This window comes from Kitasatospora sp. NPDC001119, from assembly GCF_053598475.1.
Window position 1 is genome coordinate 171,367 of record NZ_JBSFKI010000011.1, and the last position, 24,689, is coordinate 196,055.

Sequence of the window (24,689 nt, forward strand, 5' to 3'; positions counted from 1 at the left end):
CGGGGTGCACAACAGCATTCGCGGGGGAGCCTTCCACGCCCCGGTCGTCCAGGCGGACACGGCGCACGTCTCGGTCACCGCGCGCCCGCCGACGATCGCGGGGCTGCCGCCGGTCACCTCCGCCTTCACCGGACGCGCCCAGGACCTCGCCGAACTCCGCGCCCTGCTGGTCCCGGACGGCCCGTCGACGGTGACGGTCACCGGCCTCGGCGGCATCGGCAAGACCACCCTCGCGCTCGCCGCCGGCCACGCGCTGCTCGGCGAGGGCCACTACTCCGCCGCCCTCTTCGTCGACCTCCGCGGCTACGACGAGACCCCGGTCGAGGCCGGACAGGCCCTCGACACCCTGCTCCGGGCCCTCGGCGTCCCCGCCGAACACATCCCGCCGGAGCGGGAGAGCCGCGCCACCCTCTACCGCGCCCGACTGGAGCAGCACGGCGGCGGCGTGCTGGTCATCGCCGACAACGCCTCCGCCGCCGACCAGGTCCGCCCCCTCCAGCCACCGCCCGCCACCCGCCACCGCCTCCTGGTCACCTCCCGCGAAACCCTCCCCGGCCTCGGCGCCCGCCTCCACCGCCTCGGCGTCCTCGGCCCCGAGGCGGCCGTCACCCTCCTCGACACCGCCGTCCGGGCCGCCCGACCAGCGGACGGGCGCGTCGCCATCGACGCGGAGGGCGGCCGGCGCACCGCGAGACTCTGCGGCCACCTCCCTCTGGCACTGAGGCTCGCCGCCGCCCAACTGATCCTCGACCAGCACCTCGGGGCGGCCGAACTCGCCGACGACCTGGCCGGGGGTATGGGCCGCCTCGACCTCCTGCACGACGGCGAGACCGGCATCCGCCTCACCCTGGACCGCTCCTACCGTCGCCTCACCCCCGCGCAGGCCGAGCTCTTCCGGTTCCTCCCGGTCTGCGTCGGACGCGACGTCTCGACCGAAGCCGGGGCGGCGCTCATCGGAAGGACGGTCCGTGAGACCCGGCCCCTGTTCGCCCAACTGGTCGGCGCCGCACTGATCGAGCAGAGCCCGTCGAAGGGCCGGTGGTACCTGCACGACCTGGTCCGGCTCTACGCGCTGGAACAGCTGGGGAAGGACCCGGAGCTGGGGGCGCGCGGGCTGAGCCGGTTGACGGAGTACTACGTGACGACCGCCCACGCCGCCAACCGGCGGGCCGCGTCATCGCCCGGGCGCTCGGACGCCGGCCCATTCCCGGAACGGGCCGCCGCACTGGCCTGGCTGGACCGCGAGCGCGCCAACATGGTGGCCATGATCCTGGGGCTGGCGGAGGTCGGAATCCACCGAGGGGTCGCGCGCCTCTCGCCCGTGGTGGTGCCGGGGCTGATCCACGGCGGCAGGGCCGATCTGGCGATCGCCGTCACGGAGGCGGCACTGAGGGCGGCCGACTCCATGGGGACCAGCGACGTCGAAGCGGAGGTCTGGAACAACCACGGGATCTCGCTCGGCCTCGCGAGCCGTTGCGAGGAGGCGGTGGAAGCCCATCGACGTGCCCTCGCCGTCGCGCGCAGCCGTCGTGACCGGGAGGGTGAGACGATCGCGCTGCTCAACCTCGGCGAGCGGCTGAGGGTCATGGGCCGCCTCGATGAAGCACTCGAGTTCCTCGAACGCGCCTGTGTGCTCTGCGAGGAGTGCGACGACCGGTTCTGCCAGGCCATGGCCTGGGAGAGCACGGGATCGGCTCTCCGGGCACTGGACCGGAACGAGGAGGCGGCCCGGGCGCAGGGGCAGGCCCGCGGGATCTTCCGGGCCCTCGGGGTGGAGCGGGCGGACGCCAGGTGGCTGCGGGCCCCCGACACCACCCGGGCCGCCGCAGTGTGGATCCACACATGACAGCCCACCGCCGAGCGGCCCGCGGCTACCGGCCGGTATGGTCGGGGAAGGAACAGGCGGCCACCTGCCGGTACAGGCAGACAGAGCAGAGGACGGGTGCGGCAAGCAGATGGAGTTCCGTGAAGACATCCTGGGTGCCCCCTACGAGGCCGCCGAGCTGACGCTGCGGCCGGACGACGAGGGACCGGTGTGCGCGACCCTCGTCCGGCGGCCGCTGCCCGGGGCGGAGCGCGCCGTGCTCTACATCCACGGGTACAACGACTACTTCTTCCAGACCAACCTCGCCGACCACTACGCCGCGCTCGGCTTCTCCTTCTACGCCCTCGACCTGCGCAAGTACGGCCGCTCCCTGCGGCCGCACCAGTCGCCGAACTTCGTCCGCGACCTCGCCGAGTACGACGAGGAGATCGACGAGGCGGTCCGGATCATCCGCGAGGTCGACGGGCACCGGCAGCTGCTGCTGAACGGGCACTCCACCGGCGGGCTGATCGGCGCGCTGTGGGCCGCCCGGCGCGCCGGGCGCGGCCTGGTGGACGGGCTGTTCCTCAACTCGCCGTTCCTGTCGATGCCGGCCGGGCCCGCCGTCCGCACCCTCGGCGGCCCCGCCGTCACGGCGCTCGGGCGGCTGGCGCCGACCCGCGTCCTGCCGTCCGCGCTCAACCCGCACTACACCCACAGCCTGCACAAGGACCACCAGGGCGAGTGGGACTTCGACCTCACCCTCAAGCGCCCCGAGAGCTTCCCGCTGTACGCGGGCTGGCTGTCCGCGATCCACCAGGGCCACCGGCGGCTGCACCGGGGACTGGGCATCGACGTGCCGGTGCTGCTGATGGCCTCGACCCGCTCCATCTCCACCACCAAGTGGCACAGCGCGCTGCACCACGCCGACGCCGTGCTGCGCGCCGACGACATCGCCGCGCAGGGGCCGCGGCTGGGCCGGCACGTCACCATCGTGCGGATCAAGGGCGGCATGCACGACCTGGTGCTCTCCGGGGAGGCCGCGCGCACCGAGGTGTTCGCCGAGCTGGACCACTGGCTCGCCGCGTACCTCGACGTCGAGCCCGTCGGAGAGCACGCGTGACCTCCGAGCACGATTCGCGGGACGAGCGGGACGAGCGGGACGAGCCGGTGCCGGTCGGGCGGCGGACCGACCTGGGCTTCGCCAAGCTCATGCCCGACCTCGACCGGGACGGCGGCTGGCTGCTCACCCTGGACGGCACCCCGCAGTCCTACGTCGACCTCGCCGACCCCACCCACCTGGAGTTCGAGTACACCCGGCGCCTCGGCCACCTCGCCGACGCCCTCGCCCCCGCCGGGCAGCCACTGGACGCGCTGCACCTCGGCGGCGGCGCGCTCACCCTGCCCCGCTACCTGGCCGCCACCCGGCCCGGCTCGCGGCAGCGGGTGGTGGAGGTCGACGGGCCGCTGCTGGAACTGGTCGCCGAACACCTGCCCTGGCAGGGCCCCGGCGCGGACATCACCGCGACCGTCGGCGACGCCCGGGCGGCCCTCGCCGGGACTCCGGCCGGCTCGCAGGACCTGGTGATCGCCGACGTCTTCCACGGCTCGCGCACCCCGGCCCACCTCACCTCGGTGGAGTTCCTGCGCCTGGCGGCCGCCGCGCTGCGCCCCGGCGGCTGCTACGCGGCGAACCTGGCGGACGGCCCGCCGCTGGCCTTCGCCAAGGCGCAGGCGGCGACGGTGCGCGCGGTGTTCCCGTACGTCTGCCTGGTGGCGGAGGCACCGGTGCTGCGCGGCCGCCGGTACGGCAACATCCTGCTGGCCGGCTCGACCGCGCCGCTGCCGGTGGCCGAGCTGACCCGGCTGCTCGCGGGCGACATCTTCCCGGCCCGGCTCACCGACGGGGACGACCTGGCCGCCCTGGTCGGCCGGACCGCCCCGGTCACCGACGCCGAGGCCACCGACTCCCCGCCCCCGCCGGACGGCGCCTTCAGCATCGGCTGAACCCTCGACCCCCTCACGGCCCCTGGCGCGGAAATCCGCTGGTCCGTCCCCGTCCCCGCCGGTAGCCTGCGGGGACGACCAAGGGAGGTGAGCCGGTGCGTCCGCTGCTCCTGCTGGACGTCGACGGACCGCTCAACCCGTGCGCGGCGAAGCCCTACCGGCGGCCCGAGGGCTACCGGACCCACCGGCTGACGACACCACGCTGGGAAGCGGCCGAGCGCCGCCGACTCACCGCCTGGGGCCTTCCCCACAAGGCCCCGAAGCCCCTGCGGGTCTGGCTCAACCCGGCCCACGGCCCGGCCCTCGCCGCGCTGCCCTTCGACCTGGCATGGGCGACGACGTGGCAGGAGGAGGCCAACGCCTTCATCGCCCCCCTGCTCGGGCTGCCCGCCCTGCCGTACATCCCCTGGTCCGAGCCACGGCCCGAGCCGGACGACGGCGTCTTCTGGAAGACCCCACAGATCGTCACCTGGGCGCAGGGCCGCCCGTTCGCCTGGGTCGACGACCTGATCACGGACGCCGACCGCACCTGGGTCGAAGCCCACCACCCGGCCCCGGCACTCCTCCACCACATCGACCCGAAGGCCGGCCTGACGGCGGAGGACTTCGCCCTCCTGGCGGACTGGTCGAACGGGCTGGGCTGACCGCCGGGCCCGCTACGGCCTCCTGGCGCAGAACGGGGACAGGGTCAGCGGCAGGGGGCGGTCAGGGGCGGTCGAGCAGCAGCTCCACCCTGTCGAGTGCGGCCTGGGTGGACTCGATCAACTCGCCGTCCCCCTTGGCGATCCGCAGCCGCAGCGCCTCCTGCAGATGGGTCCGGGCCTGCGCGAGGTCACCGCGTTCCATCAGCTGTTTGCCGGTGTGCTGGAGTGCGAAGTCGAGGAGTTCCGGGTGCCGGGTTCGCGCGGGTGCTCGAGCACGTGGCTCTCCGTCGTTCGGTTCTCCACCCCGTGGGGTGAGAAGTGCCCACGCGGGAGAACGAGTTCGCGCGCTCCAGGTCGCCTGGAAGGCCCGGTCGATGGTTGCCGTCGTAGAGCTCCACGGGTCGGTGAGTCGGCGCGTCGGCGGGAGGGGAGGTGCGGACGGGGTGTCAGAATCGGCGGGTTCATGCCCATGACGGGAACACGGCGGGAACGCGACGGAATGAGTCGGACCGCGACGGGACCACGTCCGAAGGAGCGAGCGATGAGTGGCGGCGGGGAGCGGCCGGAGCTGGGGCAGGTACCGGAGACGGCGCTGTGGACGCTGTGGCACCGGGCGGTGGAGGCGCGGCGGCCGGACACCGTGCTGCCGGACCCGAAGGCGGTCGAGCTGGTGGAGCGGATCGACTATCCGTTCGCGGCGCGGTTCGGGGAGAACGCTCTGGTGAGCCAGCTCCAGGCGTTGCGGGCCGCCTGCTTCGACCGCGAGGTGGCGGACTTCCTGACCCGCTGCCCGCGCGGCACCGTGGTCGGGCTCGGGGACGGCCTGGAGACCCAGGCCTGGCGGGTCGACAACGGGCGGGCGAGCTGGCTGTCGGTGGACCTGCCGGAGACGGTCGCGCTGCGGCGGCGGCTGCTGCCGCCGGACGAGCGGCACCGGATCGTCGCCCACTCGGCCACCGACCCGGGCTGGATGGACGAGGTGGACCCGTCGAACGGGGTGCTGATCAGCACCGAGGGCCTGCTGATGTACCTGCGGCCGCAGGAGGTCCGCGCGCTGATCGCGGCCTGCGCCGAGCGCTTCCCGGGCGGTGCGATGGTGCTGGACGCGGTGCCGCGCTGGTTCAGTCGGCGGGCCGTCGAGGGCAAGCTGCGGGACCGGTACTACCAGGCGCCGCCGATGCCGTTCGGGATGGACGCGGACGAGCGCGGCGAGCTGGCCACCGCGCACCCGGGGGTCACCGACGTGCGCGAGGTGTACCCGGAGGGCGGGCGGTGGCCGGTGAGCGCCCTGCTGCCGTTCGCGCGCCGGATCAAGCAGCGCCCGTCCGTGGTCGCACTGCTTTTTGCCGAATCTTGAAGAAACGGTGGTCGAGCTGGAACCATGGCGCGGGGGCGTACGTCGTAACCACGGGTGATCGGCCGGGGGGACAGGCCGCCCGGCACGTTAGGCTCGTTTCCGGGGGAGCGGCCTGGGTGCCGCCATCGGACGAACTGCCGGGACGGGCACGCGGCTCCAGGGGGAGCGCGGCCGGTCCCGTCCTGCCACGGAGGGACTGGCCTTGCACATCGACGCCTGGATCGAGGGGATTCCGCCGACAGCGGTGTACGCCGTGGTCGGTCTGATCATCGGGCTGGAGTCGCTGGGCATTCCGCTGCCCGGCGAGATCGCCCTGGTCACGGCGTCCCTGATGGCGGTCAAGGGTGTGGTGAGCCCGTGGGGCGTCGCCATCTGCGCGATCGCCGGCGCGATCATCGGCGACTCGATCGGCTACTCGATCGGGCGCAAGGGAGGCAAGCCGCTCTTCGAGAAGCTGGGACGCAAGTTCCCCAAGCACTTCGGGCCCTCCCACCTGGCCACCGCCGAGCGCTCCTTCCAGAAGTGGGGCATGTGGGCGGTCTTCTTCGGCCGGTTCATCGCCCTGCTGCGCATCTTCGCCGGCCCGCTCGCGGGCGCGCTGAAGATGCCGTACTGGAAGTTCCTGATCGCCAACGTGCTGGGCGGCGTGGTCTGGGCCGGCGGCACGACGCTGCTGGTCTACAAGGTCGGCAAGAGCATCGAGCCCTGGCTGGCCCGGTTCTCCTGGGCGGGCCTGGGGGCGGCCCTGGTGATCGGCCTGCTCTCGGCCTGGATCATGAAGCGCCGCGCCGCCAAGACGCACGCCAAGATCGAGGCGGAGGAGGCCGCCAAGGCCGCCGCCGCGACCAAGGAGCCGGTCGCCGACTGACCTCCCGTACGGCCGGTCGTCCGACCGGCCGTCCACAACCACCGTCGTGGTGCCCTCGGGCCCTCGGAGTAGCATCGGCCGGGTAGCTGCCGATCTTGCACTCTGGAGGGCCCGATGTCTTCGCAGCCGACCTGGGACGCCGTGGACGCCTACTTCTCCGAGCAACTGGTCGGACACGACCCGGTGCTGGAGGGCGCCACCGCCGCCGCCGACGCGGCCGGGCTGCCGACGATCGCGGTCGCCCCCAACCAGGGCAAGCTGCTCCACCTGCTGGCACTGACCCAGGGTGCGAAGCGGATCCTGGAGGTCGGCACGCTCGGCGGCTACAGCGCGATCTGGCTGGCCCGGGCGCTGCCCGCGGACGGCACCCTGCTCACCCTGGAGCTGGACCCCCGGCACGCCGAGGTCGCCCGGGGCAACCTGGCGGCCGCCGGGCTGGCCGGGGTCGCCGAGGTACGGGTCGGCCGGGCCGCCGACTCGCTGGCCGCGCTGGTCGAGCAGGGCGTGGAGCCCTTCGACCTGGTCTTCATCGACGCCGACAAGCCGAGCAACCCGGAGTACTTCCGCCGGGCGCTCCAGCTGACCAGGCCCGGCTCGCTGATCATCGTCGACAACGTGGTGCGCGGCGGCGCGGTCGCCGACGCGGACAGCACCGACCCGGCGGTGGTCGGCACCCGGGCGCTGCACGAGCTGATCGCGGCCGAGCCTACGGTCACCGCGACCTCGGTGCAGACGGTCGGCAGCAAGGGCTACGACGGCTTCACGCTGGCCCGCGTCCGGGGCTGAACCAGGGCGCGCGCCGCGAATCACGCGCCGCGAGCACGCGGCGGCGTCGCGACCATGCGGCGGCGTCGCGACGGAACACGACAGAACACGAAGGAAACGGAGACATCGTGCGGATCGGACTGCTGGGAACCGGCCCCTGGGCGGAGCGGGTGCACGCGCCCGTCCTGGCCGAGCACCCCGGGCTGGAGTTCACCGGCGTCTGGGGCCGCCGACCGGAGGCGGCCGAGGCGCTGGGCGCCGCGCACGGCGTGCCCGGGTACGCGGACCTGGACCGGCTGCTGGCCGAGGTGGACGCGGTCTCCATCGCGCTGCCCCCGACCGTCCAGGCGGGCCTCGCCGTGCGGGCCGCCGAGGCGGGCTGCCACCTGCTGCTGGACAAGCCGGTCGCGCTGACGGTGCCGGACGCCGAGGCCGTGGCCGAGGCGGTGCGCGAGCACAAGGTCGCCTCGGTGGTCTTCTTCACCGTGCGCTTCGGCGGCGAGCAGATCCCGTGGATCGAGCGGCAGGCGGAGCTCGGCGGCTGGTTCACCGGCCGCTCGGACTGGCTCGGCTCGGTGTTCGCGCCCGGCAGCACCAGCCCGTACGCGGCCTCGCCGTGGCGGGTCGAGAAGGGCGCGCTGTGGGACGTCGGCCCGCACGCGCTGTCCGTCCTGCTGCCGGTCCTGGGCGACGCGACGCACGTGACGGCGGCGGCCGGCCCGCTGGACACCGTCCACCTGGTGGTGCGGCACGCCGGCGGCGCCTCCAGCACGCTCGCGCTCAGCCTGACCGCGCCGCTCGCGGCCGGCGGGACGGGCATGGAGCTGCGCGGCGAGCACGGCGTGGTGCAGCTGCCCCCGCGCGGCGAGGGACCGGCCGCGGCGCTGCACCGGGCGCTGGACGCCCTGCGGGCCTCGGCGGCCTCCGGCGAGCCGCACCCGTGCGGGGCGGACTTCGGCCTGCGGGTGGTGGAGATCCTGGTCGGCGCCGAGCGTTCGCTGGCGACCGGCGCCACGGTGGCCGTCTGAGGCCTGCTGTCGGGCAGGGCCCTGACAGTCCCTGACAGTAGGGAAGGACGCCGGGCGGGGCACCCAGGTGCCCCGCCCGGCGTCGTCCGTCAGATGCCGAACGGCGCGGCGTACCGGACGGTGCCCGCGGGCAGCGGGTGGCCGGCGTCCAGGGCGAGGGCCATCAGCGCCTCGTCCGGGACCTCGATGCTCAGGCCGATGCCGTGGGCGGAGGCGCGGGTGAAGCCGAACCGCGGGTAGTAGTCCGGGTGCCCCAGGACGACGACGTGGCGCTCGCCCAGGTCCCGTGCCGCGTCCAGTGCGGCGCGGACGGCGGCGGAGCCGGCGCCGGTGCGCTGGTACGCGGGGAGCACGGCGCACGGGGCCAGGCACAGGGCCGGGACGTCGCCGATGTGGCAGCGGGTCAGCAGGGCGTGGCCGACGGCGGTGCCGTGCTCACCAGTGCCCTGCTCGTCGGTGCCGTGCTCGGTGGTGGCGACGAGGGACAGGCCCTCGATCCAGGAGGCGTCGGCGCGCAGCGCGTCGACGAGGTCGGCCTCGGCGGGAGTTCCGAAGGCGGCGAGGTTGATGTCGCGGATGGTCGGGATGTCGGTGCCGGTCTCGGCACGCGTGATCCAGTTGCGCATGGTGGACGGAGATCCGTTCCTGAGGAGTGTTCGTGCGGGCCCCGCGGGCTCACGCCCCCGGCGAGGCGGGACAGGAGGAGGTCAGGCCGCGGCCCGGGACGTGAGGGAGACCCGGACGCTGCGCATGGCGGCCTTGAGCGCGGTCATCAACCCCACCTCCCTCTTCTTCCTCTGCTCCTGCGTACTCCTGAACGGCACGTACTGCGGACGAGTGTACCCGGTCCGCCCGGGTCGGTCCCGTCCGCCCCGTCCGCCCGGTCCGCCCGTTCAGGCGGGCGGCAGCGGCGGCAGCGGTGTCCCCGGCGGCGGGGTCGAGGACGGGCGGCGGTCGGTGGGGCGGCTCGGCGGGATGACGGGGGCGCGGAAGTCGCGCGGGCCGGTCCACAGCGCCGGGACGGCGTCGCTGCGCCGGGCCAGTTCGTACGCCAGCGCCTCGTAGTTGACCCGCCAGCCGTGGAAGTGCGCCCAGGCGTCCTCGACCGGGCGTTCGCGCGGGAACCCGGCCGCGGTGATCATTGCGACGGCGCCCAGGTACTCGGCGTAGGTCAGCCGGATCGGGATGTCTGGGTCCGGGTCCGCTTCGAAGTCGATCCGCAGCGAGCGGCCGATGTCGCGCATCGCGGTGAAGCCGGCCCGGATCACCAGCCGGGCCTCGGGCGGGGCCGAGCGCGGGCAGAGCGCCAGGTGCAGGGCGGCGGCGTCCATCACGGCGATCAGCCCGACCACCCAGCTGCGGTGGGGCTGCGGGGAGCGGAAGGAGAGCAGCACCGGGTAGTTGGAGTGGCTCTCGCCGATGTCGGCGGCCAGCCGCTCCCAGTCCCGGTAGAGCTGGGGGAGCGCCGTCTCGGTGTCCACCAGGGACTGGCGGGCCAGCAGCTCGGGGCCCCAGGCGGGCTCGCCGGCCCGGGACTGCAGCAGGGTCACCTCGGTCTCGCGGCGCTGGTAGGCGGCGTAGAGGGTCGGCAGGTAGGCGATCTGGAGGGCGATGACCAGCGGGCCGCTGGCGGCGGCCAGGAAGTCGATCGCGGAGAGGTGGAGCCGCTCGCCGCTCGCGAAGCCGAGGGTGAACAGGCTGGACCCGGCCTCGCGCACGGACACCGACCAGCTCAGCTCGGAGGTGCCGTGCAGCAACAGGGTGTAGGCGGTCAGCATGCAGCTGAGCCAGACGCCGAGCATGCCGAGGAGCACCAGCGGCGCCAGCCAGGTGAGCGCCCGGTCCTGCGCGAGGTAGCCGCGGTTCGGCCCGGCGGACAGCCGCAGCAGCGTGCGCAGCACCCGCCAGAGCCGCATCACCAGCGCCGAGTAGAGGCCGCGCGGAACGACCAGCGTGCGCAGGATGCTGCCGATGATCAGCAGGAGCAGCAGCGTGCCGAGCGCGGTCTGGATCATCCTCATGGCGCCATTCTGGCGGCACGCCGGGGCTGGCGCGGACCGGGTTCCGCGCGGGCGGCCGTCCGCGGGCTGTTCGTCCACGGTCCGCGGCCCGCCCGTCGGACGCTCACGTCCCACCCGTCGAGCGCAGTATGACCATGATCACACCAAAGCCAGGCATACGTACTGATGTTCTCATCACGTCTATGTGTACGGAGGGTCAGCCCACGAGCGAATCGGAGACCGGACTGTGCGTGCTCAGCAAGACGGCGGGGCCGAAGACGTGGCCGAAGACGGGGCCGGGGAGACGGCCGAGGGCGTGGCCGAGGAGACCGCCGAGAAGACCGCCGGCGAGACCGCCGAGAAGGAGACGCCCGGGCGCCGACGCCGACGTTTCCTGCCGCGCCCGCGCCCCCGGCCGTTACGCGGGTCGCGTCCGTTCCGGGGCCGGCGCCCGTCCCTGCGGATCGACTACCCGCGCCGCGGACGGCGCGGCGTCCGCCGCTGGCTCCCGTCCTGGCGGCAGCTGCTGCTGGTGGCCGGGACGGGCGCGGCCGGGCTGAGCGGCTGGCTGCTCTGGTTCTACGCGCACACCGCCGTCCCGGAGGACCTGAACTCCTTCGCCACCCAGCAGAACAACGTCTACTACTGGGCGGACGGCAGCGAGATGGCGCGGATCGGTCCGACCAACCGGCAGGAGGTGCCGCTCGGCCAGGTGCCGGAGCCGGTGCAGTGGGCGGTGCTGGCCGCCGAGAACGAGACCTTCTACGACGACCCGGGCATCTCCGTCACCGGCATCGGGCGCGCCGTCGTCCAGATGGTCACCGGCGGTGAGACCCAGGGCGGATCCACCATCACCCAGCAGTACGTCAAGAACATCTACCTGAACCAGCGCCAGGACATGTCCCGCAAACTCAGCGAGATCGTCATCGCGATCAAGCTGGACGACCGGATGAGCAAGCAGGACATCCTGGCCGGCTACCTCAACACCAGCTGGTTCGGGCGCGGCAGTTACGGCATCGAGCGCGCCGCGGCGGCGTACTACGGCAAGGACGTCTCCCAGCTCGACCCGAGCGAAGGCGCCTTCCTGGCCGCGCTGTTGAAGGGCGCCGGGCAGTACGACCCGGCGGTCAGCGCGGAGAACCGGGAGCGGGCCGAGGAGCGCTGGTCGTGGATCCTGGACCGGATGGTGGAGGTCGGCAAGCTGTCCGCCGCCGAGCGCGCCCGGTACACCGTGTTCCCCGAGCCCAGGCCGCAGCCGAAGTCGGCGGGGCTGAGCGGCCAGACCGGGTACCTGGTGGACATGGCCCGCGCCTACGTGGAGAGCCACAGCGACATCACCCCGGCCCAGTTCGACCTCGGCGGCCACCAGATCCGCACCACCTTCGAGAAGCCGAGGGTCGACGCCCTGGCCGCCGCCGTACGGGAGGGCACCGCGGGGATCGACCCGGACAGCCGGGAGGCCGACAAGCTCCTGAAGGTCGGCGCCGCCTCGGTGGCCCCGGACGGCCGGATCGTCGCGCTCTACGGCGGCACCGACTACCTCAAGCAGGGCTTCAACAACGCCAACGCCACCTCGGTGCCGATCGGTTCGGCCTTCACCCCGGTGGTGTACGCCGCCGGCCTCGGCCAGGGAGTGCAGCGCCAACGGGGCGGCGACCGCACCCCGGTGACGCCCGCCACCCCCTACAACGGCGACGACGGGGTGAACGTGATGACCCCGGAAGGGCCGTACTGGGGACGGGACGGGAAGATCGTCAAGACCGCCAACGACGGCAGGCGGAACTGGGGCACGGTCACCCTGCGGAACGCGGTCGAACAGTCCGTCAACGGCCCGCTGATGCAGCTCGGCATGGACGTCGGCCTGGACCGGGTGCAGAAGACCGCCACCGACCTCGGCCTGCTCCCCAACAGCCTGGGCGAACTCGTCCCCGCCCTCGGCGTCGGCAACTCCACCCCCAGCGCCGTCCGCACCGCCGACGCGTACGCCACCTTCGCGGCCGGCGGCAGCCACACCGACCCGTACTCCGTCCTCAGGATCTCCCGCAACGGCGCCCAGCTCCCCCTGCGCCTGCCCGCCGCCACCCAGGCACTGACCCCGTCGGTCGCGGCCGAGGTGGACGCGGCGCTCAAGGGCTCCGTCCGCGACGGAGCCGCCAAACCGGCAGCGGAGGCCGGCCCCGGCCTGGCCGCCAAACCCGGCACCACCGCAGACCGTACGGCAGGGTGGTTCGTCGGCTACAACGGGCAGCTGTCGACGGCGGTCACCATCTTCCGCGCGGACCTGAAGGACATGAAGCTGCTCTCCCTCGAAGGCCTCGGCGGCGCCACCCCGGACACCTCCGACGCCGCCCTCCCGACCCGCATCTGGAGCACCTACATGAAGACGGCGGCACAGTAGGCCGGTCGGCTGCCGGGCCCGAGACCCTCACGGGCCCGGCAGCCACGCCTTGCCGTTTCGTCGTTCGCGTGAGAGGTAGGGCGCCCCGGTCCGGGGAGGGCTGGTGAATGCCGGTCGGGCCGTGTCCGTACTAGGGTCGTGGGCGGGCCGAGGGCGGTCGTGGGCTCTGAGGGACTGAAGCGGATGCAGCGGATGAAGATGACGTTCGGGCTGTTGGGGCCCCTGGCGGTCGCCGTGGACTCCGTGCCGCAGGCGTTGCCGCGGGCCGCGGTGTTGCGGGGACTGTTGGGGGTCCTGCTGCTGGCGGAGGGGGAGCGGCTGTCGGTGGGGCGGCTGCTGGAGCTGGTGTGGGCGGGGCAGGCGGACCGGGTCGGCCGGGGTGCGGTGCACACCGGGATGTCGCGGCTGCGCGGCTGGCTCGGCGGGTTCGGGGACGAGTCGGTGGTGCTGGAGTCGGACGCGCAGGGGTACCGGCTGGTGACCGGGCCGGGCGCGGTGGACCTCGGGCGGTTCCGCGGGTTCGCCGCCGACGGGGATGTGGCCGGGGCGATCGGGTTGCGGCGCGGGCCGGTGCTGGCCGGGCTGGAGCGGGTGAACCGGGAGGATCCGCTGGTGGCCGCCGTGGAGGACGAGGTGCGTGCCGCGGTCCTGGCCCTGGCCCGGGCCGCGCAGGCCGACGGGGCGGCCCGGACGGCCGTTCCCGCGCTGACGGCGCTCGCCGAGGAGTACCCGTACGACGAGCCCGTGCAGGCCGCCCTGCTGGAGCTGCTGGCGGCGGACGGGCGGGCGGCGGAGGCGTTGCGCCGCTTCCAGGCGTTGCGCCGGCGGCTGTCCGAGGAGCTGGGGATCGAGCCGGGCGAGCAGGTGCAGAGCGTCTTCCTGGCGCTGCTGGCGCACGACCGGGAGGACGCCCGAGCCGTTCCGGGGTGCTCCCGGGTGCCTTCCCAACTCCCACGTGACATCCCGGACTTCACCGGTCGTGACGAGCAGGTGCGGCTCGTCCTGGACGCCCTGGCGGCCGGTCGGGTGCCGGTGATCGCCGGGATGGGCGGCATCGGCAAGACGGCGCTGGCCGTCCACAGCGCCCACCGCGCCGCCGTCGACTACCCGGACGGCCGGCTGTACGCGGACCTGCGCGGGGCCGACGAGACGCCCGCCGACCCGGCCGGCGTCCTCGCCGCCTTCCTGCGCGCCCTCGGCGCGGACCCCCGGGAGATCCCGGCCTCCCTGGAGGAGCGTTCCGCGCTGTACCGCACGCTGCTGGCCGGCCGCCGCACGCTCGTCCTGCTCGACAACGCCGCCGGGGAGCAGCAGATCGGCCCGCTGCTCCCGGGCACCCCGGCGGACCCGGCCGGGCACGGGCCGGACCGCCCGGCCGTCCTGGTCACCAGCCGCGCCGCGCTCACGGCGCTACCCGGCTCGCACCTCGTCGACCTGCACGAACTCGACGCGCCCCACGCCCGGACGCTGCTGCGCCGCATCCTCGGGGACCGCCGGGTCGCCGCCGAGCCGGTGGCCGCCGCCCAGATCGTCGAGCTGTGCGGCGGCATGCCGCTGGCCGTCCGCATCGCCGGGGCCCGGCTGGCCGCCCGGCCGCGCTGGACCCTGGCCCGGCTCGCGCACCTGCTGCGCGACGAACGGCGCCGGCTCGACGAACTGGCCGCGGGGAACCTGGCCGTACGGGCCGGCTTCGCCGTCGGCTACGCCCGGCTGCCGGAGCCGACCCGCCGGACGTTCCGGCTGCTCGGACTGCTCGACGCGCCCGACTTCGCGCCGTGGGTCGCGGCGGCGGTGGCGGGCATCCCGCCGGAGCGGGCCGAGCGCCAGCTGGAGGAGCTGATCGACGCCCAGCTCCTCCAGGAGACCGGTACGGAGCCGCACCTGCGCTACCGCTTCCACGACCTCGTCCGGCTGTACGCGCGCGAGCACGCCGAGGCCGCGGACGAGCCTTCCGCCCGCACCGCCGCGCTCGGACGGGCCTTCGGCGCCTGGCTCTGGCTGGCCGAGCAGGCGGCCGACCAGGTGCCCGGGCCGTGCTTCGCGCCGATCCACGGCACCGCGCCGCGCCACCCGATGCCGTCCGGCGTCGCGGCGGCGCTGCTGGACGACCCGATGGCCTGGTTCGACGCCGAGCAGCCGGCCCTGGACGCGAGCGCCCGGCAGGCCGCCGCGCTGCGCATGGTGCCGGTGGCCTGGGACCTCGCCGCCTGCCAGGAGAAGTACTGCGACGTGCGCGGCCTGTACGACGAGTGGCGCACCACCCACCTGGCCGTCCTCCAGGCCTGCCGGTCGGCCGGTGACGGCCTGGGCACCGCCGTGCTCACCCGCGGCCTGATCGAGGTGACGACCTGGACCACCCCGGCCGACGGCTCCGGCACGGCCGTCGACCTGGCCGACGGCGCCCAGACGATGGTCGCCCTGGAGGAGCGGGCGCGGCACCTGCGGCGCCTGTTCGAGGAGGTCGGGGAGGAGCGCGGGGCCGCCGACGCCCTCGTCCTGACGGCCTGGAGCCTGGTCGCCCAGGGCCGCGCGCAGGAGGCCCTGGACGCCGGCCACCGTGCCCTGGACCTCGCCACCGCCCACGACCACCCGGGCGGCGAGGCCCGGGCGCACCAGATCATCGCCATCGCCCACGGGGAGACGGACCTCGACCGCACGATCGAGCACCTCACCGAGACGCTGCGGCTGGCGCGGCTGATCGGCAACACCCGCTTCGAGGCGACCGCGATCCAGTTCCTGGGAGCCGCCCACGGCCGGGCCGGCCAGGTGGAGCGGGGCGGCGAGCTGCTCCTGCGCTCGCTCGCCATGGCCCGCTCGCTCAAGGACCGCTACGTGGAGGCGTTCTCGCTGCTGTACCTGGCCACGCTGTACGCGGCCACCGGCGACGGCCGCGCCCGGGAGACGGCCGAGGCCGCGCTGGCCATCGCCCGCCGCTTCGACCTGGGGCACCACCTCGCCCAGGCCCTCGGCATCCTCGGGGAGCTGGACCTGGCGGCGGGGGACCGCGCCTCGGCCGTCGCCCACCTGGAGGAGTCCGTGCTGGTGTGGCGCGCCCGCGGCTGGCGCTCCTTCCTCGCGGAGGCGCTCCGGGCGCTCGGCCGGGCCTACGAGGCGGCCGGGCTGCCGGAGTCGGCCGCGCGGGTGCTCACGGAGGCGCGGGAGCTGAGCGACGTCCGGTAGTGGCCGGGGCCGGGGCCGGGGCCGTTGCCGCAGCCGGGGCCGTACCGGTCGCGGGCCGCAGCCGTCAGTGATTGGTAAGCGATCGGTAAGCGCCCCTGCCTAGGCTCGATCCCCACGGCACGGGACAGGCGTACGCGTCAGTCCCGTACGCGCCGCATGGGCTGCCGGTCGGGTCCGCGCAGGGGACGGACCCGGCCGGAGGTGCGGCCGTCGGGACCGCGGCATCCGTCGGTGCGCGACATCTGTCGGCCGACGGGATCCGTCGCCCGGGCCGGGGCTCAGGCGAGGGCGGCGTCGAGGAAGGCGTGCCAGGCGGCGTGGACGCGCCGGGCGTGGGACCCGTCGGAGCTGTCGGAGCTGTCGGACTCGTCGTCGACCCCGGCGAGCAGGTCCAGCAGCAGGCCGCGGAGGACGGCGAGCACCACGGTGGGGTTCGCCCGGGTGCCGTCGAGGACGCGTTCCAGCGGTGGCAGCCACTCCTCCAGCGAGGCGGTGCCGAAGTCCGGCCACGGCTCGCGCCGGCCGAAGGCGCGGACGTACCCCTCGAAGAACAGCCGCAGCGCCCCTCGGTGTTCGGGCTGCGTCAGCCACTCCCAGAGCAGGTCGAGGGTCTCGCGGGCGCTGCCGCCCTCGGCCTCGGACCGTTCCAGCAGCGCGAGTTGCTCGGCCCGTCCGACCGCCAGGACCTCCCGGACCAGCTGCTCCTTCGACCCGAGCAGGTACAGCAGCACGCGCGGGCTGGAGCCGATCCCGGCCGCCAGGGGCCGGGGGCTGGGCCGCCGGATGCTGGAGACGGCCCTGGACGAGGCCCGGGCCCGTGCGTACGAGGGCGTGCTGCTCTGGACGGTCGAGGGACTCGGCGCCGCCCACCACCTCTACGCGACGGCCGGGTTCGAGCTCACCGTCTCCCGCCCGGCCCGCAAGTTCGGCGTCGACGCGGTCGAGCAGCGGATGGACCTGCGGTTCTGAGGGGACGGCGGTCGGGCGGGCGCGCGGGTTCGCCCCCGTGCTCGGCGCGCGCCGTCGCCCACCGCCGTCCCGTCCGGCGGTTCCCGCCGCTCAGATCTTCACGGTGAGCCAGGCGCCGAGGCCGCTGCAGCCGCGCGCGTCGTAGGTGGTGCTGCGGTACCCGGCCGGGATCGGCGAGTACGGGCAGGTCCAGACGCCGTTGCGGACCAGCTCGTGGTACCAGGCGCCGACGCCGCTGCACCCCCGGGAGTCGTAGTTGGTCAGCACGTAGCCGGAGACGATCGGCGAGCCGGAGCAGGTCCAGAGGCGGTCCTGCGCGGGCCGCTGGTACCACGAGCCGTGGTTGTTGCAGCCGCCGGCGTTGTACATGGTGATGACGTAGCCGGCCGGGACGGGCGCCCCGGAGCAGCTCCAGCCGCCGGCCGCGGCGGCCGCCGAGGCTGGGGAGGCCGCGGAGGCCGTGCCGGCCGCCGTCGTGCCGGTGAGGGCGGCCGCGAGCACGGCGACCGTGGCGGCCGCCCTCCCCGTACGGGTCATCAGCTTGCGGAGGATCGTGGTCACGGCGACACCGTTCCGATCGGTCGTCTCCCCGCCGTCGGTGCGGCGCGGGGAGGGTGTAACAGCGGGGATGCGCCGCACCTTAGCGGCGGTGATCAGGTCGCTGATAGATCCAGATCGATACATCGACGGACCTGACCGAAAACGATCCCAACTGACCGTCATGGCGCCGCCCGGCCATGCTCCGGACGGCGGTCGCCGGATGCGTCCGGTTGGTCGTCCCACGCGCCGCCCGCCCCTGCCCGGACCTCCCGCCGGACCGTCCCGCTGACCAGGGCGTTCGGGCGGATCCGGCAGGAAATCCGTCACGCTCCGTAGTGCTTCCGATTGCCGCGCGCCTCCGGCCGGAGAAATCTTGTGGATGCTCGGCCGCTCGATTTCTCCCGATTCTCCCAAGGAGCCCCACGTGTCATTCCCAGCCCGTCCTCGAACCCGCCCGTCCGCCTGGCCGGCGACCGTCGCCGCCCTCCTCTCCCTCTCCGGGATCTGGACCGGAGCCGTGACGGCCGAGGCCGTTCCGACGCCGTCCGCCCTGCCGGCGGCCGCCGGTATCACGGCCACCGGTCAGACGCCCGGCGCCTATTCGGACTGGACCTTCAACACCACCGACACCGTGACGGACGTCGACTTCCGCAACACCGTGGTCACCAGCCCGGGAGACGGCGACGTGTACTGGGCGCACCAGTTCAACTTCGACGGGAACCTCTCCTACACCGGCTTCCAGCTCGGCAAGCAGAACAGCGGACAGTTCCTCTGGTCGACCTGGGCCGACAGGGACCTCCAGTTCAAGGACGGGACCGAGGGCTCGCACTGCTGGAACAACGAGGGTGAGGGCCAGCACCTGCAGTGCTCCAACACCACCGTCAACCACGGCCGTCCCGTCACCGGGGACACCTACGCCTTCCACGTGGAGATCGACCCCGTGACCCACTGGGCGAAGGTCACCGTGAGCGACGAGACCGCCGGCACCAGCTTCGTCCTGGGTGAGGCCCTGCTGCCGAACTCCTCGAAGATCCAGCACAGTTGGAGCAGCTGGGTGGAGTACTTCGACTGGAACGACTCCCGGTACGTGTGCGACGACAACGCGTACGCCGAGAACCGGTGGGGCAAGATGACCGGCAACGGCGGCACCCTCACCGCCGCGAACACGGGAACGTCGACCAGCGGCACCTGCCAGGACATGGTCCGGCAGCAGAAGCAGGACGACGGGACGCTGATCACCGAGACCGGTCTCGGCCAGTCCGCCCGCTGGCCCCTGCGCTTCACCAACGGCGCCTGTCTGGACCGCGGCGGCGCCACCGGCGTGATCACCTACGGCTGCGCCGAATCGCCCAACGGCAACCAGCTGTTCGTCTTCGCCCGCGACGGCAGCATGCGCAGCGCCGAGGGCAACGAATGCCTGGCCGCGCCGTCCTCCGTCGGCGGTCAGATCACACCCGCCGCGTGTGACGGCTCGGCCGCCCAGCAGTGGACGTACGACGTGATGAACGAGGCCGTGGTGAACTCCGCCGGCTGGGCCATGACTTCCAGCACCTCCGGGGGCAGCGGCGACCCGGTGACCGCGCAGGTCTTCGACGGGCGCGCCGAGCAGACGATCACGCCCTTCGAGGTGTGACGAGCCACCAGGTGTCAACGCCCCACGAGGTGTCATGAGGTACGAGGTGTCGACGCCCTACGGGGTGTGAACGAGCCAACCCGCCCACGGCCGCGCCGGAACACCCGGCGCGGCCGTTCGTACCCACCCTCTATGATCCCGCCCGGGGGGAAGGTCGCTGAGCTGGGGTACGACACCGCTGTGTCCGCTCTCCCCTCGGGGGCGCACACCCGCGTCGCCGATTCGACGACCGGGAGACGAACACTCGGTGATACTCACTCAACGCCTGGGCCGCGGGCTGCTCGCCGGCGCCTCGGCGCTCGCGCTGGCACTGCTGCCCGCGGGCCTCGCACCCACCACGGCGGCCGCCGCACCCGCCGGCTCAGCACCCAGCGGCTCAGCACCCGCCGGCTCAGCACCGGGCGCACCGGCCGGTGACGGGTCCGGCCCGGCCCCGGTGGACCTCACCACCACGCGCGCCTTCGCGGACACCTTCCGGCTGGACCCGGCCCAGGACACCGACCCGCTGTACGGGCTGAACGTCGGCCTCGACGCCCGGCAGTCGCCCCCGGCCGGGCAGCACGGGATCTCCTACACCCGGGTCTCCGGCCGCTGGGACACCTCGACCGCGCCCGACCAGTGGTTCGTCCAGACCAGTCATCCGGACCACCCCGACAAGCTGCTGTTCGCCAAGGGCGTCTCCGCGATCATGCTCGGCGCGCCCGCCGTCGCGGACGGCACCGGCCACTACACCGTCTCGACGGTGGTCGACCCGGTCGTCGGCGACACCGGCGGCGCCGACTGGGGCTCGATCGTGCTGAGCCGCAGCCACCGCGGCAACGGCTACGTCACCGGCGGCGACGTCGACCTCGGCCTGACCGTCACCTCGGGCGGCAAGCTCGCCCTCTTCCACGGTGGCGGCGGCGAGAACCCCTTCTGGACCGGCACGGTGGCGCCCACGGCGCAGTACGCCGTCTCGCTCACCGTCTCCACCGGCGCCGACCGCGCCGTCACCCTGACGGTGAACGGCACCCCGTTCACCGTCTCCGCGCCGGCCGGGGTGACCCGCTGGCCGGGCAGCGAGTTCCTCTACCTCGGCGCGTACCTCTCCGACCCGAACCGCGTCACCACCTTCGGTGACGGCGCCGGCCACGGCCTGAACGTCAGCCGGATCGACACCAGCGCCACCCGCAGCGCCAAGCCGTTCGTCGACACCTTCGACGGCGCGCCCAACGCCACCGCCGACCACGGCCTCAACCAGGACCTGGCCGCCCGTCAGCCGAGCCTGATCTCCGCCAACTACACCGCCGTGTCGGGCGTCAAGGGCCTGGCCCTCGACCCGCCGGCGGGCTCGGTGCAGGTCAACAGCCCGGCCCACCCGAACGTGCTCTCCTTCCCCAAGGGCACCTCGGCCGTCCGCCTCGACAAGCCGGCCACCTCGGACGTCCAGAGCGGCGCCTACACGGTGCACGCCGTCCTGACCCCCGTGGTCGGCAGCACCTCCGGCCAGGACTGGGCCTCCCTCGCCGTCGGCAACGCCTCGGGCGGTACGGGCGCCGTCGACGCCGAGGACATCGCGCTCGGCCTGCGCGTCCAGGCCGACGGCGGGCTGACGCTCTTCCAGGGCGGCACCCCGACCGCGCTGCCCGCCGTCCCGCCGGCCGGCTCCTACGAGGTGTCGGCCGCGCTGGCGACCGGCGACCGGCAGCAGGCGACCGTCAGGGTCAACGGCACGACGGTGTTCTCCGGCCGCACCGCCGCCAAGCTGCCCCGCGACGGCTACGTCTCGCTCGGCGCCCACCACTCGGCGGCCGGCCAGGTCACCACGGCGGACGACCTGCGGGTCTCCATGCTGGGCGGGCTCGGCTACTACGGGTTCTTCGACATCCGGGACCCGAACGAGCCGAACTTCAGCGCCAACCACGCGCCGGAGGTGGCGCAGTGGACCAACTTCAACAACTACCTGCGCGACCAGGACCCCCGCCTGGAGTTCCTGGACCAGTGCCGGCCGGCCGCCTGCGTGATCGACCTCAACCAGGAGACGGTGGTCCCGCGCTCGCCGGGTGACTGGCAGGTCAACCCGAACCCGAACGCGGCGCAGAACCTCCTGAACCTGGTGCGGCGCATCGGGTCGAACATCGACAAGATCGGCGCCGTCGACATGACGGACGAGGCCTACTCGCACGGCCTCAGCCCCGCCCAGGTCCAGACCCAGGCCGAGCAGATCAGGGCCGCGTTCCCGGACAAGAAGCTGATCATGAGCCTCGACCACTGGAACGCGGAGCAGGGCGCGCCGATCCCGTCCACCGTCGACATCGTCGGCTTCGACCACTACTGCGCGGGCCGCGGCGAGATCCAGTGGCGGCTGGCGAACCTGAAGACCTTCCTCTCCTCGCCGGACCAGCACCTGATGCTCTTCCCGGAGTCCACCAACGCGTACCGGGTCGCCGAAGGCTGCTACTCGGGCAAGACCGACGCCGACATCGCGGCGTACAACGCCGAGTACCGCGCGATCGCCGCGCAGGACCCCCGGGTCGTCTACCTGCAGAACTTCCGCTGGCTCGGCCCGGACCAGCCGAACAAGGTGCCGCTGACCGTCGCGGCGCAGCAGAGGATCGGCAAGGCCGTGGTCGACGCCACGCCCACGCCGGCGCCCGCCTCGGTGGGCGTGTACCGGCCCTCGGACGGCAGCTTCGGCCAGGCCGCCCACAACGGCTGGTACACCGGCCAGGCCGTGTTCGGCGGCGGTGGCGGCGACGTCGTCCCGCTGACGGGCCACTGGAACGGGCCGGGCACCGACACCGTCGGCGTCTACCACCGCGACACCGCGACCTTCCAACTGTCCTACGACAACGCCACCGTGGCCGCCACCTTCCCGTTCGGGGCCCCCGGTGACGTCCCGCTGGTCGGCGACTGGAGCGGGCAGGGGCGGAGCACGGTCGGCGTCTACCGGCCCAGCGACCAGTACTTCTACCTGTCCGACGACAACGCCACCGTCAGGTACCGGATCAAGCTGGGCAACGAGGGCTGGAAGCCGCTGGTCGGCGACTGGGACGGCAACGGCACCACCACCGTCGCCGTCTACGACCCGCAGACCCAGACCTTCTACCTGAACGACTCCAACGAGACGGAACACCCGCGCCCGGGCGTCAGGTTCGGCAACCCCGGCGACCGCCCGGTCAAGGGTGACTGGGACGGCAGCGGCAAGGAGACCATCGGCGTGTACCGGCCCGGCGACCAGACCTTCTACGGGGCCGCCGAGAACTCCGACCTGGTGGTCTACAGCAGGAAGTTCGGCAACCCGGGCGACATCCCGCTGGTGGGCAACTGGGGCTGACACCCCGTCCGCCCGTCCGGCACGGCGCCCTCCCGACCGCCGCGCGGCGATCGGGAGGGCGCCTTCGGGCCGGCCGCGCGGCGCGGGTCAGCAGCGCCCCTCGCCGAGCATGATCCGCGCGATCAGCTCCTGGCGGCTGCCCACCCCGGTCTTGGTGAACACCGACTTCAGGTGGTCCTGCACCGTGTACGGCGTCATCGCGAGGGCCCGGGACACGTCCCGGGTGTCGCCGCCGCGCACCAGCAGCAGCGCCACCTCCCGCTCGCGGGCGGTCAGCCCGTACGCGGCCAGGTACAGCGGCATCACCTCGGCCGGCGAGGCGGGCGAGGCCACCACCGTCACCGCGCCCGCCGCCCCGCCGTCGCGCAGGGCGGAACCGTGCAGCAGGTACCAGCGGTCGTCCCGGCTCCACACCCGTACCGGGGCCTGCGGGACGGGCAGCCCGTGCGCCGCCCGGCGGGCCTGCTCGGCGGCCATCGCCACGCCGGTCGGGACGGTCAACGAGGTCGGGGTGGGGTCGGCCAGCCGGGCGAGCAACTCCTCGGCCGGTCCGGACAGCGCCTGCAGCCGGTTGCGCCGGTCCAGCACCAGCACCGCCGGCCCGGCATCCGCCTCCTCGGGCGGGCCCGCCGGTACGTGACAGGCCCTCAGCGCGTTGCCCAGATGCCGGGCGGCGGCGTCGGCGAGCTGCCGCTGGCCCTCCAGGTACGGACCGCGGTCCGGAGCCCGTAGGAACGCCGCGCACCCCCACATGCCCCCGGCCGCGTCGAACACCGCCCGCAACTCGTCCCCGAACCCGGCCGGCCTGACCTGCTCCCGGAACCGCACACTCTCCCGCAGCGACCCCCGGGTCGCCCGGCTCAGCGTCTCGGCCTGCACCCCGCTGCGCCGGATCTCGGGAAAGGTCGCCACGTCGTCCGCCCACACCTCCAGCCGTACGGCGTGCTCGAACGCGTCCAGGGTGAGGTCCTCGCTCTGCACCGAGTTCACCAACCCGGTCGCCGGATCCGCGGTGTGCCAGCACACGGCGTCGAACTCCAGCACCGGCCGCAGCAGTTCATCCGCCCGCCGGAAGACCTCGGGTGCTGTCAAGCCCGCCCCGGCAAGCTCCCGCACCCCCTCGATCGCCGCCCGCCCCGCCACCCCACGTCGCCCCATCCGGTGAAGCTAGCACGACAGTTCGCGCCCCACCCACGCACCGAACGGCAGCGCGGAGGCTCCCTCCCCGGGGGCGGAGAGGGCCAGGGGCGGTCCGAACCGCCGCCCTGGGCGCAGGCCGGGCGAAATCCGCATGACAGCGGTGGAAGGCTCCGGGATCATGGGCCGGTGGCCACGGAACCGGACATCCTCGACCTGAACATCCTCTGCCCGCCGCCCGGCGAGGGCTACCTGGAGGTCCGCCCGGTCGTCAGCGGCCGGGACCTCCTGGCCGAACTGACCCTCCGCAACAGGGAATCGGGCGGCCCCCGGTTCATCGGATCAGGCCCCCGGTACCTCCTGGGCCGGGGCGGGCGCTTGCACGCCACGGCCGTGCCCCGGGAGGTCCGGCTCGGTGTGTCCGGGTGCGGCCTGGAACAGTGCTGCAGCACCCTGTACGTGACGGTCGGTCGGGACGGAGAGCACGTCGTCTGGGCCGGCTGGCGCGACCCGGCCGAACGGGGCTTCGACCTGCCGGAGTTCCGGTTCGCCGCGGACCAGTACGAGGCCGAGGTGCTGCGAGCCGAAGCGGACCGCGGCTGGGAGTGGCCGGGGGCAGTGGTCGCGACGCTGCTGGAGGAAGGGCTGAGGGGACGCGAGGACTGGCTCGCCAGGTGGGAGTGCGAGGTGGAGGCCGTCTGGGCCTCCCGCCTGGAACCCGACCGGATCGACGTCATCCTGCGGCATCCCCCCGGCCGGGAGGAGACGGATCTGCCCTGGGCCCAGTTCTCGATGATCCTCCCGATCTCCGCGGAGGACCCGTCGGACCAGGCCGAGCGCCTCGAAGCGCGGCTGACCGCGGGCGACCCCCGTGCCACCGCCGAGCTCTGCGGAGGCTACGAACCCGAACAGGTGGGCTACCCCTGGCCGTAGCGCCCTTAGCCCTGGCCCCCTGCCGGCGACGCCCCGCGGCTGCCCCGTGACCGCCCCGCCCGGCGCTCAGGCGGCCTGGGCCTACGGTCGTTGGTGTCGGTTTTCCGCCG

Annotated in this window: 20 protein-coding genes; 14 read left to right on the forward strand and 6 right to left on the reverse strand. The window is 73.9% G+C overall.

Annotated elements, in window-relative coordinates; all coding sequences use genetic code 11:
• Positions 1–4 precede the first annotated feature (4 nt).
• From ACWDD9_RS16325 to ACWDD9_RS16340, 4 genes are all read left to right on the forward strand, one after another.
• Positions 5–1,846, forward strand: a complete 1,842-nt coding sequence (locus ACWDD9_RS16325) for an NB-ARC domain-containing protein (protein WP_449811886.1) — start codon at positions 5–7, stop codon at positions 1,844–1,846.
• 109 nt (positions 1,847–1,955) lie between these two features.
• The gene (locus ACWDD9_RS16330; protein WP_375873677.1) at positions 1,956–2,927 is read left to right on the forward strand and encodes an alpha/beta hydrolase; all 972 of its coding nucleotides are present in this window, start codon (positions 1,956–1,958) and stop codon (positions 2,925–2,927) included.
• Between the two features lie 89 nt (positions 2,928–3,016).
• Positions 3,017–3,811, forward strand: a complete 795-nt coding sequence (locus ACWDD9_RS16335; RefSeq protein WP_449811914.1) for a spermidine synthase — start codon at positions 3,017–3,019, stop codon at positions 3,809–3,811.
• Positions 3,812–3,915: 104 nt separating this feature from the next.
• The gene (locus ACWDD9_RS16340) at positions 3,916–4,455 is read left to right on the forward strand and encodes a hypothetical protein (RefSeq protein ID WP_449811915.1); all 540 of its coding nucleotides are present in this window, start codon (positions 3,916–3,918) and stop codon (positions 4,453–4,455) included.
• A 61-nt stretch (positions 4,456–4,516) separates the two neighbouring features.
• Here ACWDD9_RS16340 and ACWDD9_RS16345 read toward each other — a convergent pair whose 3' ends face one another.
• Positions 4,517–4,657: a hypothetical protein gene (locus ACWDD9_RS16345; protein ID WP_375873678.1), complete on the reverse strand. Its 141-nt coding sequence runs from the start codon at positions 4,655–4,657 to the stop codon at positions 4,517–4,519.
• A 339-nt stretch (positions 4,658–4,996) separates the two neighbouring features.
• On the opposite strand from ACWDD9_RS16345, the gene ACWDD9_RS16350 reads away from it, so the two are divergent.
• The 4 genes from ACWDD9_RS16350 to ACWDD9_RS16365 all read left to right on the forward strand — a co-directional run bounded on the left by ACWDD9_RS16350 (position 4,997) and on the right by ACWDD9_RS16365 (position 8,473).
• Positions 4,997–5,812 carry a class I SAM-dependent methyltransferase gene (locus tag ACWDD9_RS16350; protein WP_074003691.1) on the forward strand — a complete coding sequence of 272 codons (816 nt, stop codon included), beginning with the start codon at positions 4,997–4,999 and terminating at the stop codon, positions 5,810–5,812.
• A gap of 202 nt (positions 5,813–6,014) precedes the next feature.
• Positions 6,015–6,680 (forward strand): DedA family protein, encoded by a 666-nt coding sequence (locus tag ACWDD9_RS16355; protein WP_049650679.1) that lies wholly within the window; start codon positions 6,015–6,017, stop codon positions 6,678–6,680.
• Between the two features lie 114 nt (positions 6,681–6,794).
• Positions 6,795–7,466 (forward strand): O-methyltransferase, encoded by a 672-nt coding sequence (locus ACWDD9_RS16360; RefSeq protein ID WP_449811887.1) that lies wholly within the window; start codon positions 6,795–6,797, stop codon positions 7,464–7,466.
• A gap of 107 nt (positions 7,467–7,573) precedes the next feature.
• Positions 7,574–8,473: a Gfo/Idh/MocA family protein gene (locus tag ACWDD9_RS16365; protein WP_049650681.1), complete on the forward strand. Its 900-nt coding sequence runs from the start codon at positions 7,574–7,576 to the stop codon at positions 8,471–8,473.
• Between the two features lie 89 nt (positions 8,474–8,562).
• On the opposite strand, the gene ACWDD9_RS16370 is transcribed toward ACWDD9_RS16365, so the two are convergent.
• Entirely contained in the window at positions 8,563–9,099 is a 537-nt protein-coding gene (locus ACWDD9_RS16370) for a GNAT family N-acetyltransferase (RefSeq protein ID WP_074003688.1), read from the reverse strand.
• A gap of 267 nt (positions 9,100–9,366) precedes the next feature.
• Positions 9,367–10,494, reverse strand: a complete 1,128-nt coding sequence (locus ACWDD9_RS16375) for a hypothetical protein (protein WP_074003687.1) — start codon at positions 10,492–10,494, stop codon at positions 9,367–9,369.
• 226 nt (positions 10,495–10,720) lie between these two features.
• Between ACWDD9_RS16375 and ACWDD9_RS16380 the strand changes: the two genes are divergently transcribed.
• Positions 10,721–12,871, forward strand: coding sequence for a transglycosylase domain-containing protein (locus ACWDD9_RS16380; protein ID WP_449811888.1), 2,151 nt, complete (start codon positions 10,721–10,723; stop codon positions 12,869–12,871).
• A gap of 192 nt (positions 12,872–13,063) precedes the next feature.
• A complete protein-coding gene (locus ACWDD9_RS16385) occupies positions 13,064–16,051 on the forward strand; it encodes an ATP-binding protein (protein ID WP_449811889.1) in 2,988 nt (995 codons plus the stop codon).
• 278 nt (positions 16,052–16,329) lie between these two features.
• Here the strand turns inward: ACWDD9_RS16385 and ACWDD9_RS16390 are convergent, their stop codons facing one another.
• Positions 16,330–16,782, reverse strand: coding sequence for a TetR family transcriptional regulator (locus ACWDD9_RS16390; protein ID WP_449811916.1), 453 nt, complete (start codon positions 16,780–16,782; stop codon positions 16,330–16,332).
• A 16-nt stretch (positions 16,783–16,798) separates the two neighbouring features.
• On the opposite strand from ACWDD9_RS16390, the gene ACWDD9_RS16395 reads away from it, so the two are divergent.
• Positions 16,799–17,020 carry a GNAT family N-acetyltransferase gene (locus ACWDD9_RS16395; RefSeq protein WP_387824270.1) on the forward strand — a complete coding sequence of 74 codons (222 nt, stop codon included), beginning with the start codon at positions 16,799–16,801 and terminating at the stop codon, positions 17,018–17,020.
• Between the two features lie 90 nt (positions 17,021–17,110).
• Here ACWDD9_RS16395 and ACWDD9_RS16400 read toward each other — a convergent pair whose 3' ends face one another.
• The gene (locus ACWDD9_RS16400) at positions 17,111–17,581 is read right to left on the reverse strand and encodes a hypothetical protein (RefSeq protein WP_380781786.1); all 471 of its coding nucleotides are present in this window, start codon (positions 17,579–17,581) and stop codon (positions 17,111–17,113) included.
• A gap of 403 nt (positions 17,582–17,984) precedes the next feature.
• On the opposite strand from ACWDD9_RS16400, the gene ACWDD9_RS16405 reads away from it, so the two are divergent.
• The gene (locus ACWDD9_RS16405; protein WP_449811890.1) at positions 17,985–19,193 is read left to right on the forward strand and encodes an RICIN domain-containing protein; all 1,209 of its coding nucleotides are present in this window, start codon (positions 17,985–17,987) and stop codon (positions 19,191–19,193) included.
• Positions 19,194–19,440: 247 nt separating this feature from the next.
• The gene (locus ACWDD9_RS16410; RefSeq protein WP_449811891.1) at positions 19,441–22,509 is read left to right on the forward strand and encodes a hypothetical protein; all 3,069 of its coding nucleotides are present in this window, start codon (positions 19,441–19,443) and stop codon (positions 22,507–22,509) included.
• An 87-nt stretch (positions 22,510–22,596) separates the two neighbouring features.
• Here the strand turns inward: ACWDD9_RS16410 and ACWDD9_RS16415 are convergent, their stop codons facing one another.
• Complete coding sequence (locus tag ACWDD9_RS16415; protein WP_049651889.1) at positions 22,597–23,601, reverse strand: LuxR family transcriptional regulator; 1,005 nt, start codon at positions 23,599–23,601, stop codon at positions 22,597–22,599.
• A 234-nt stretch (positions 23,602–23,835) separates the two neighbouring features.
• On the opposite strand from ACWDD9_RS16415, the gene ACWDD9_RS16420 reads away from it, so the two are divergent.
• Positions 23,836–24,579: a hypothetical protein gene (locus tag ACWDD9_RS16420; RefSeq protein ID WP_449811892.1), complete on the forward strand. Its 744-nt coding sequence runs from the start codon at positions 23,836–23,838 to the stop codon at positions 24,577–24,579.
• The last annotated feature ends 110 nt before the right edge of the window (positions 24,580–24,689 follow it).

What these genes read in the sequence shown, in the direction of transcription:
- ACWDD9_RS16330 (WP_375873677.1), top strand. Translation starts at nt 1,956, where the DNA reads ATGGAGTTCCGTGAAGACATCCTGGGTGCCCCCTACGAGGCCGCCGAG.
- ACWDD9_RS16335 (WP_449811914.1), top strand. Translation starts at nt 3,017, where the DNA reads ATGCCCGACCTCGACCGGGACGGCGGCTGGCTGCTCACCCTGGACGGC.
- ACWDD9_RS16345 (WP_375873678.1), bottom strand. Translation starts at nt 4,657, where the DNA reads ATGGAACGCGGTGACCTCGCGCAGGCCCGGACCCATCTGCAGGAGGCG.
- ACWDD9_RS16350 (WP_074003691.1), top strand. Translation starts at nt 4,997, where the DNA reads ATGAGTGGCGGCGGGGAGCGGCCGGAGCTGGGGCAGGTACCGGAGACG.
- ACWDD9_RS16360 (WP_449811887.1), top strand. Translation starts at nt 6,795, where the DNA reads ATGTCTTCGCAGCCGACCTGGGACGCCGTGGACGCCTACTTCTCCGAG.
- ACWDD9_RS16370 (WP_074003688.1), bottom strand. Translation starts at nt 9,099, where the DNA reads ATGCGCAACTGGATCACGCGTGCCGAGACCGGCACCGACATCCCGACC.
- ACWDD9_RS16375 (WP_074003687.1), bottom strand. Translation starts at nt 10,494, where the DNA reads ATGAGGATGATCCAGACCGCGCTCGGCACGCTGCTGCTCCTGCTGATC.
- ACWDD9_RS16385 (WP_449811889.1), top strand. Translation starts at nt 13,064, where the DNA reads ATGAAGATGACGTTCGGGCTGTTGGGGCCCCTGGCGGTCGCCGTGGAC.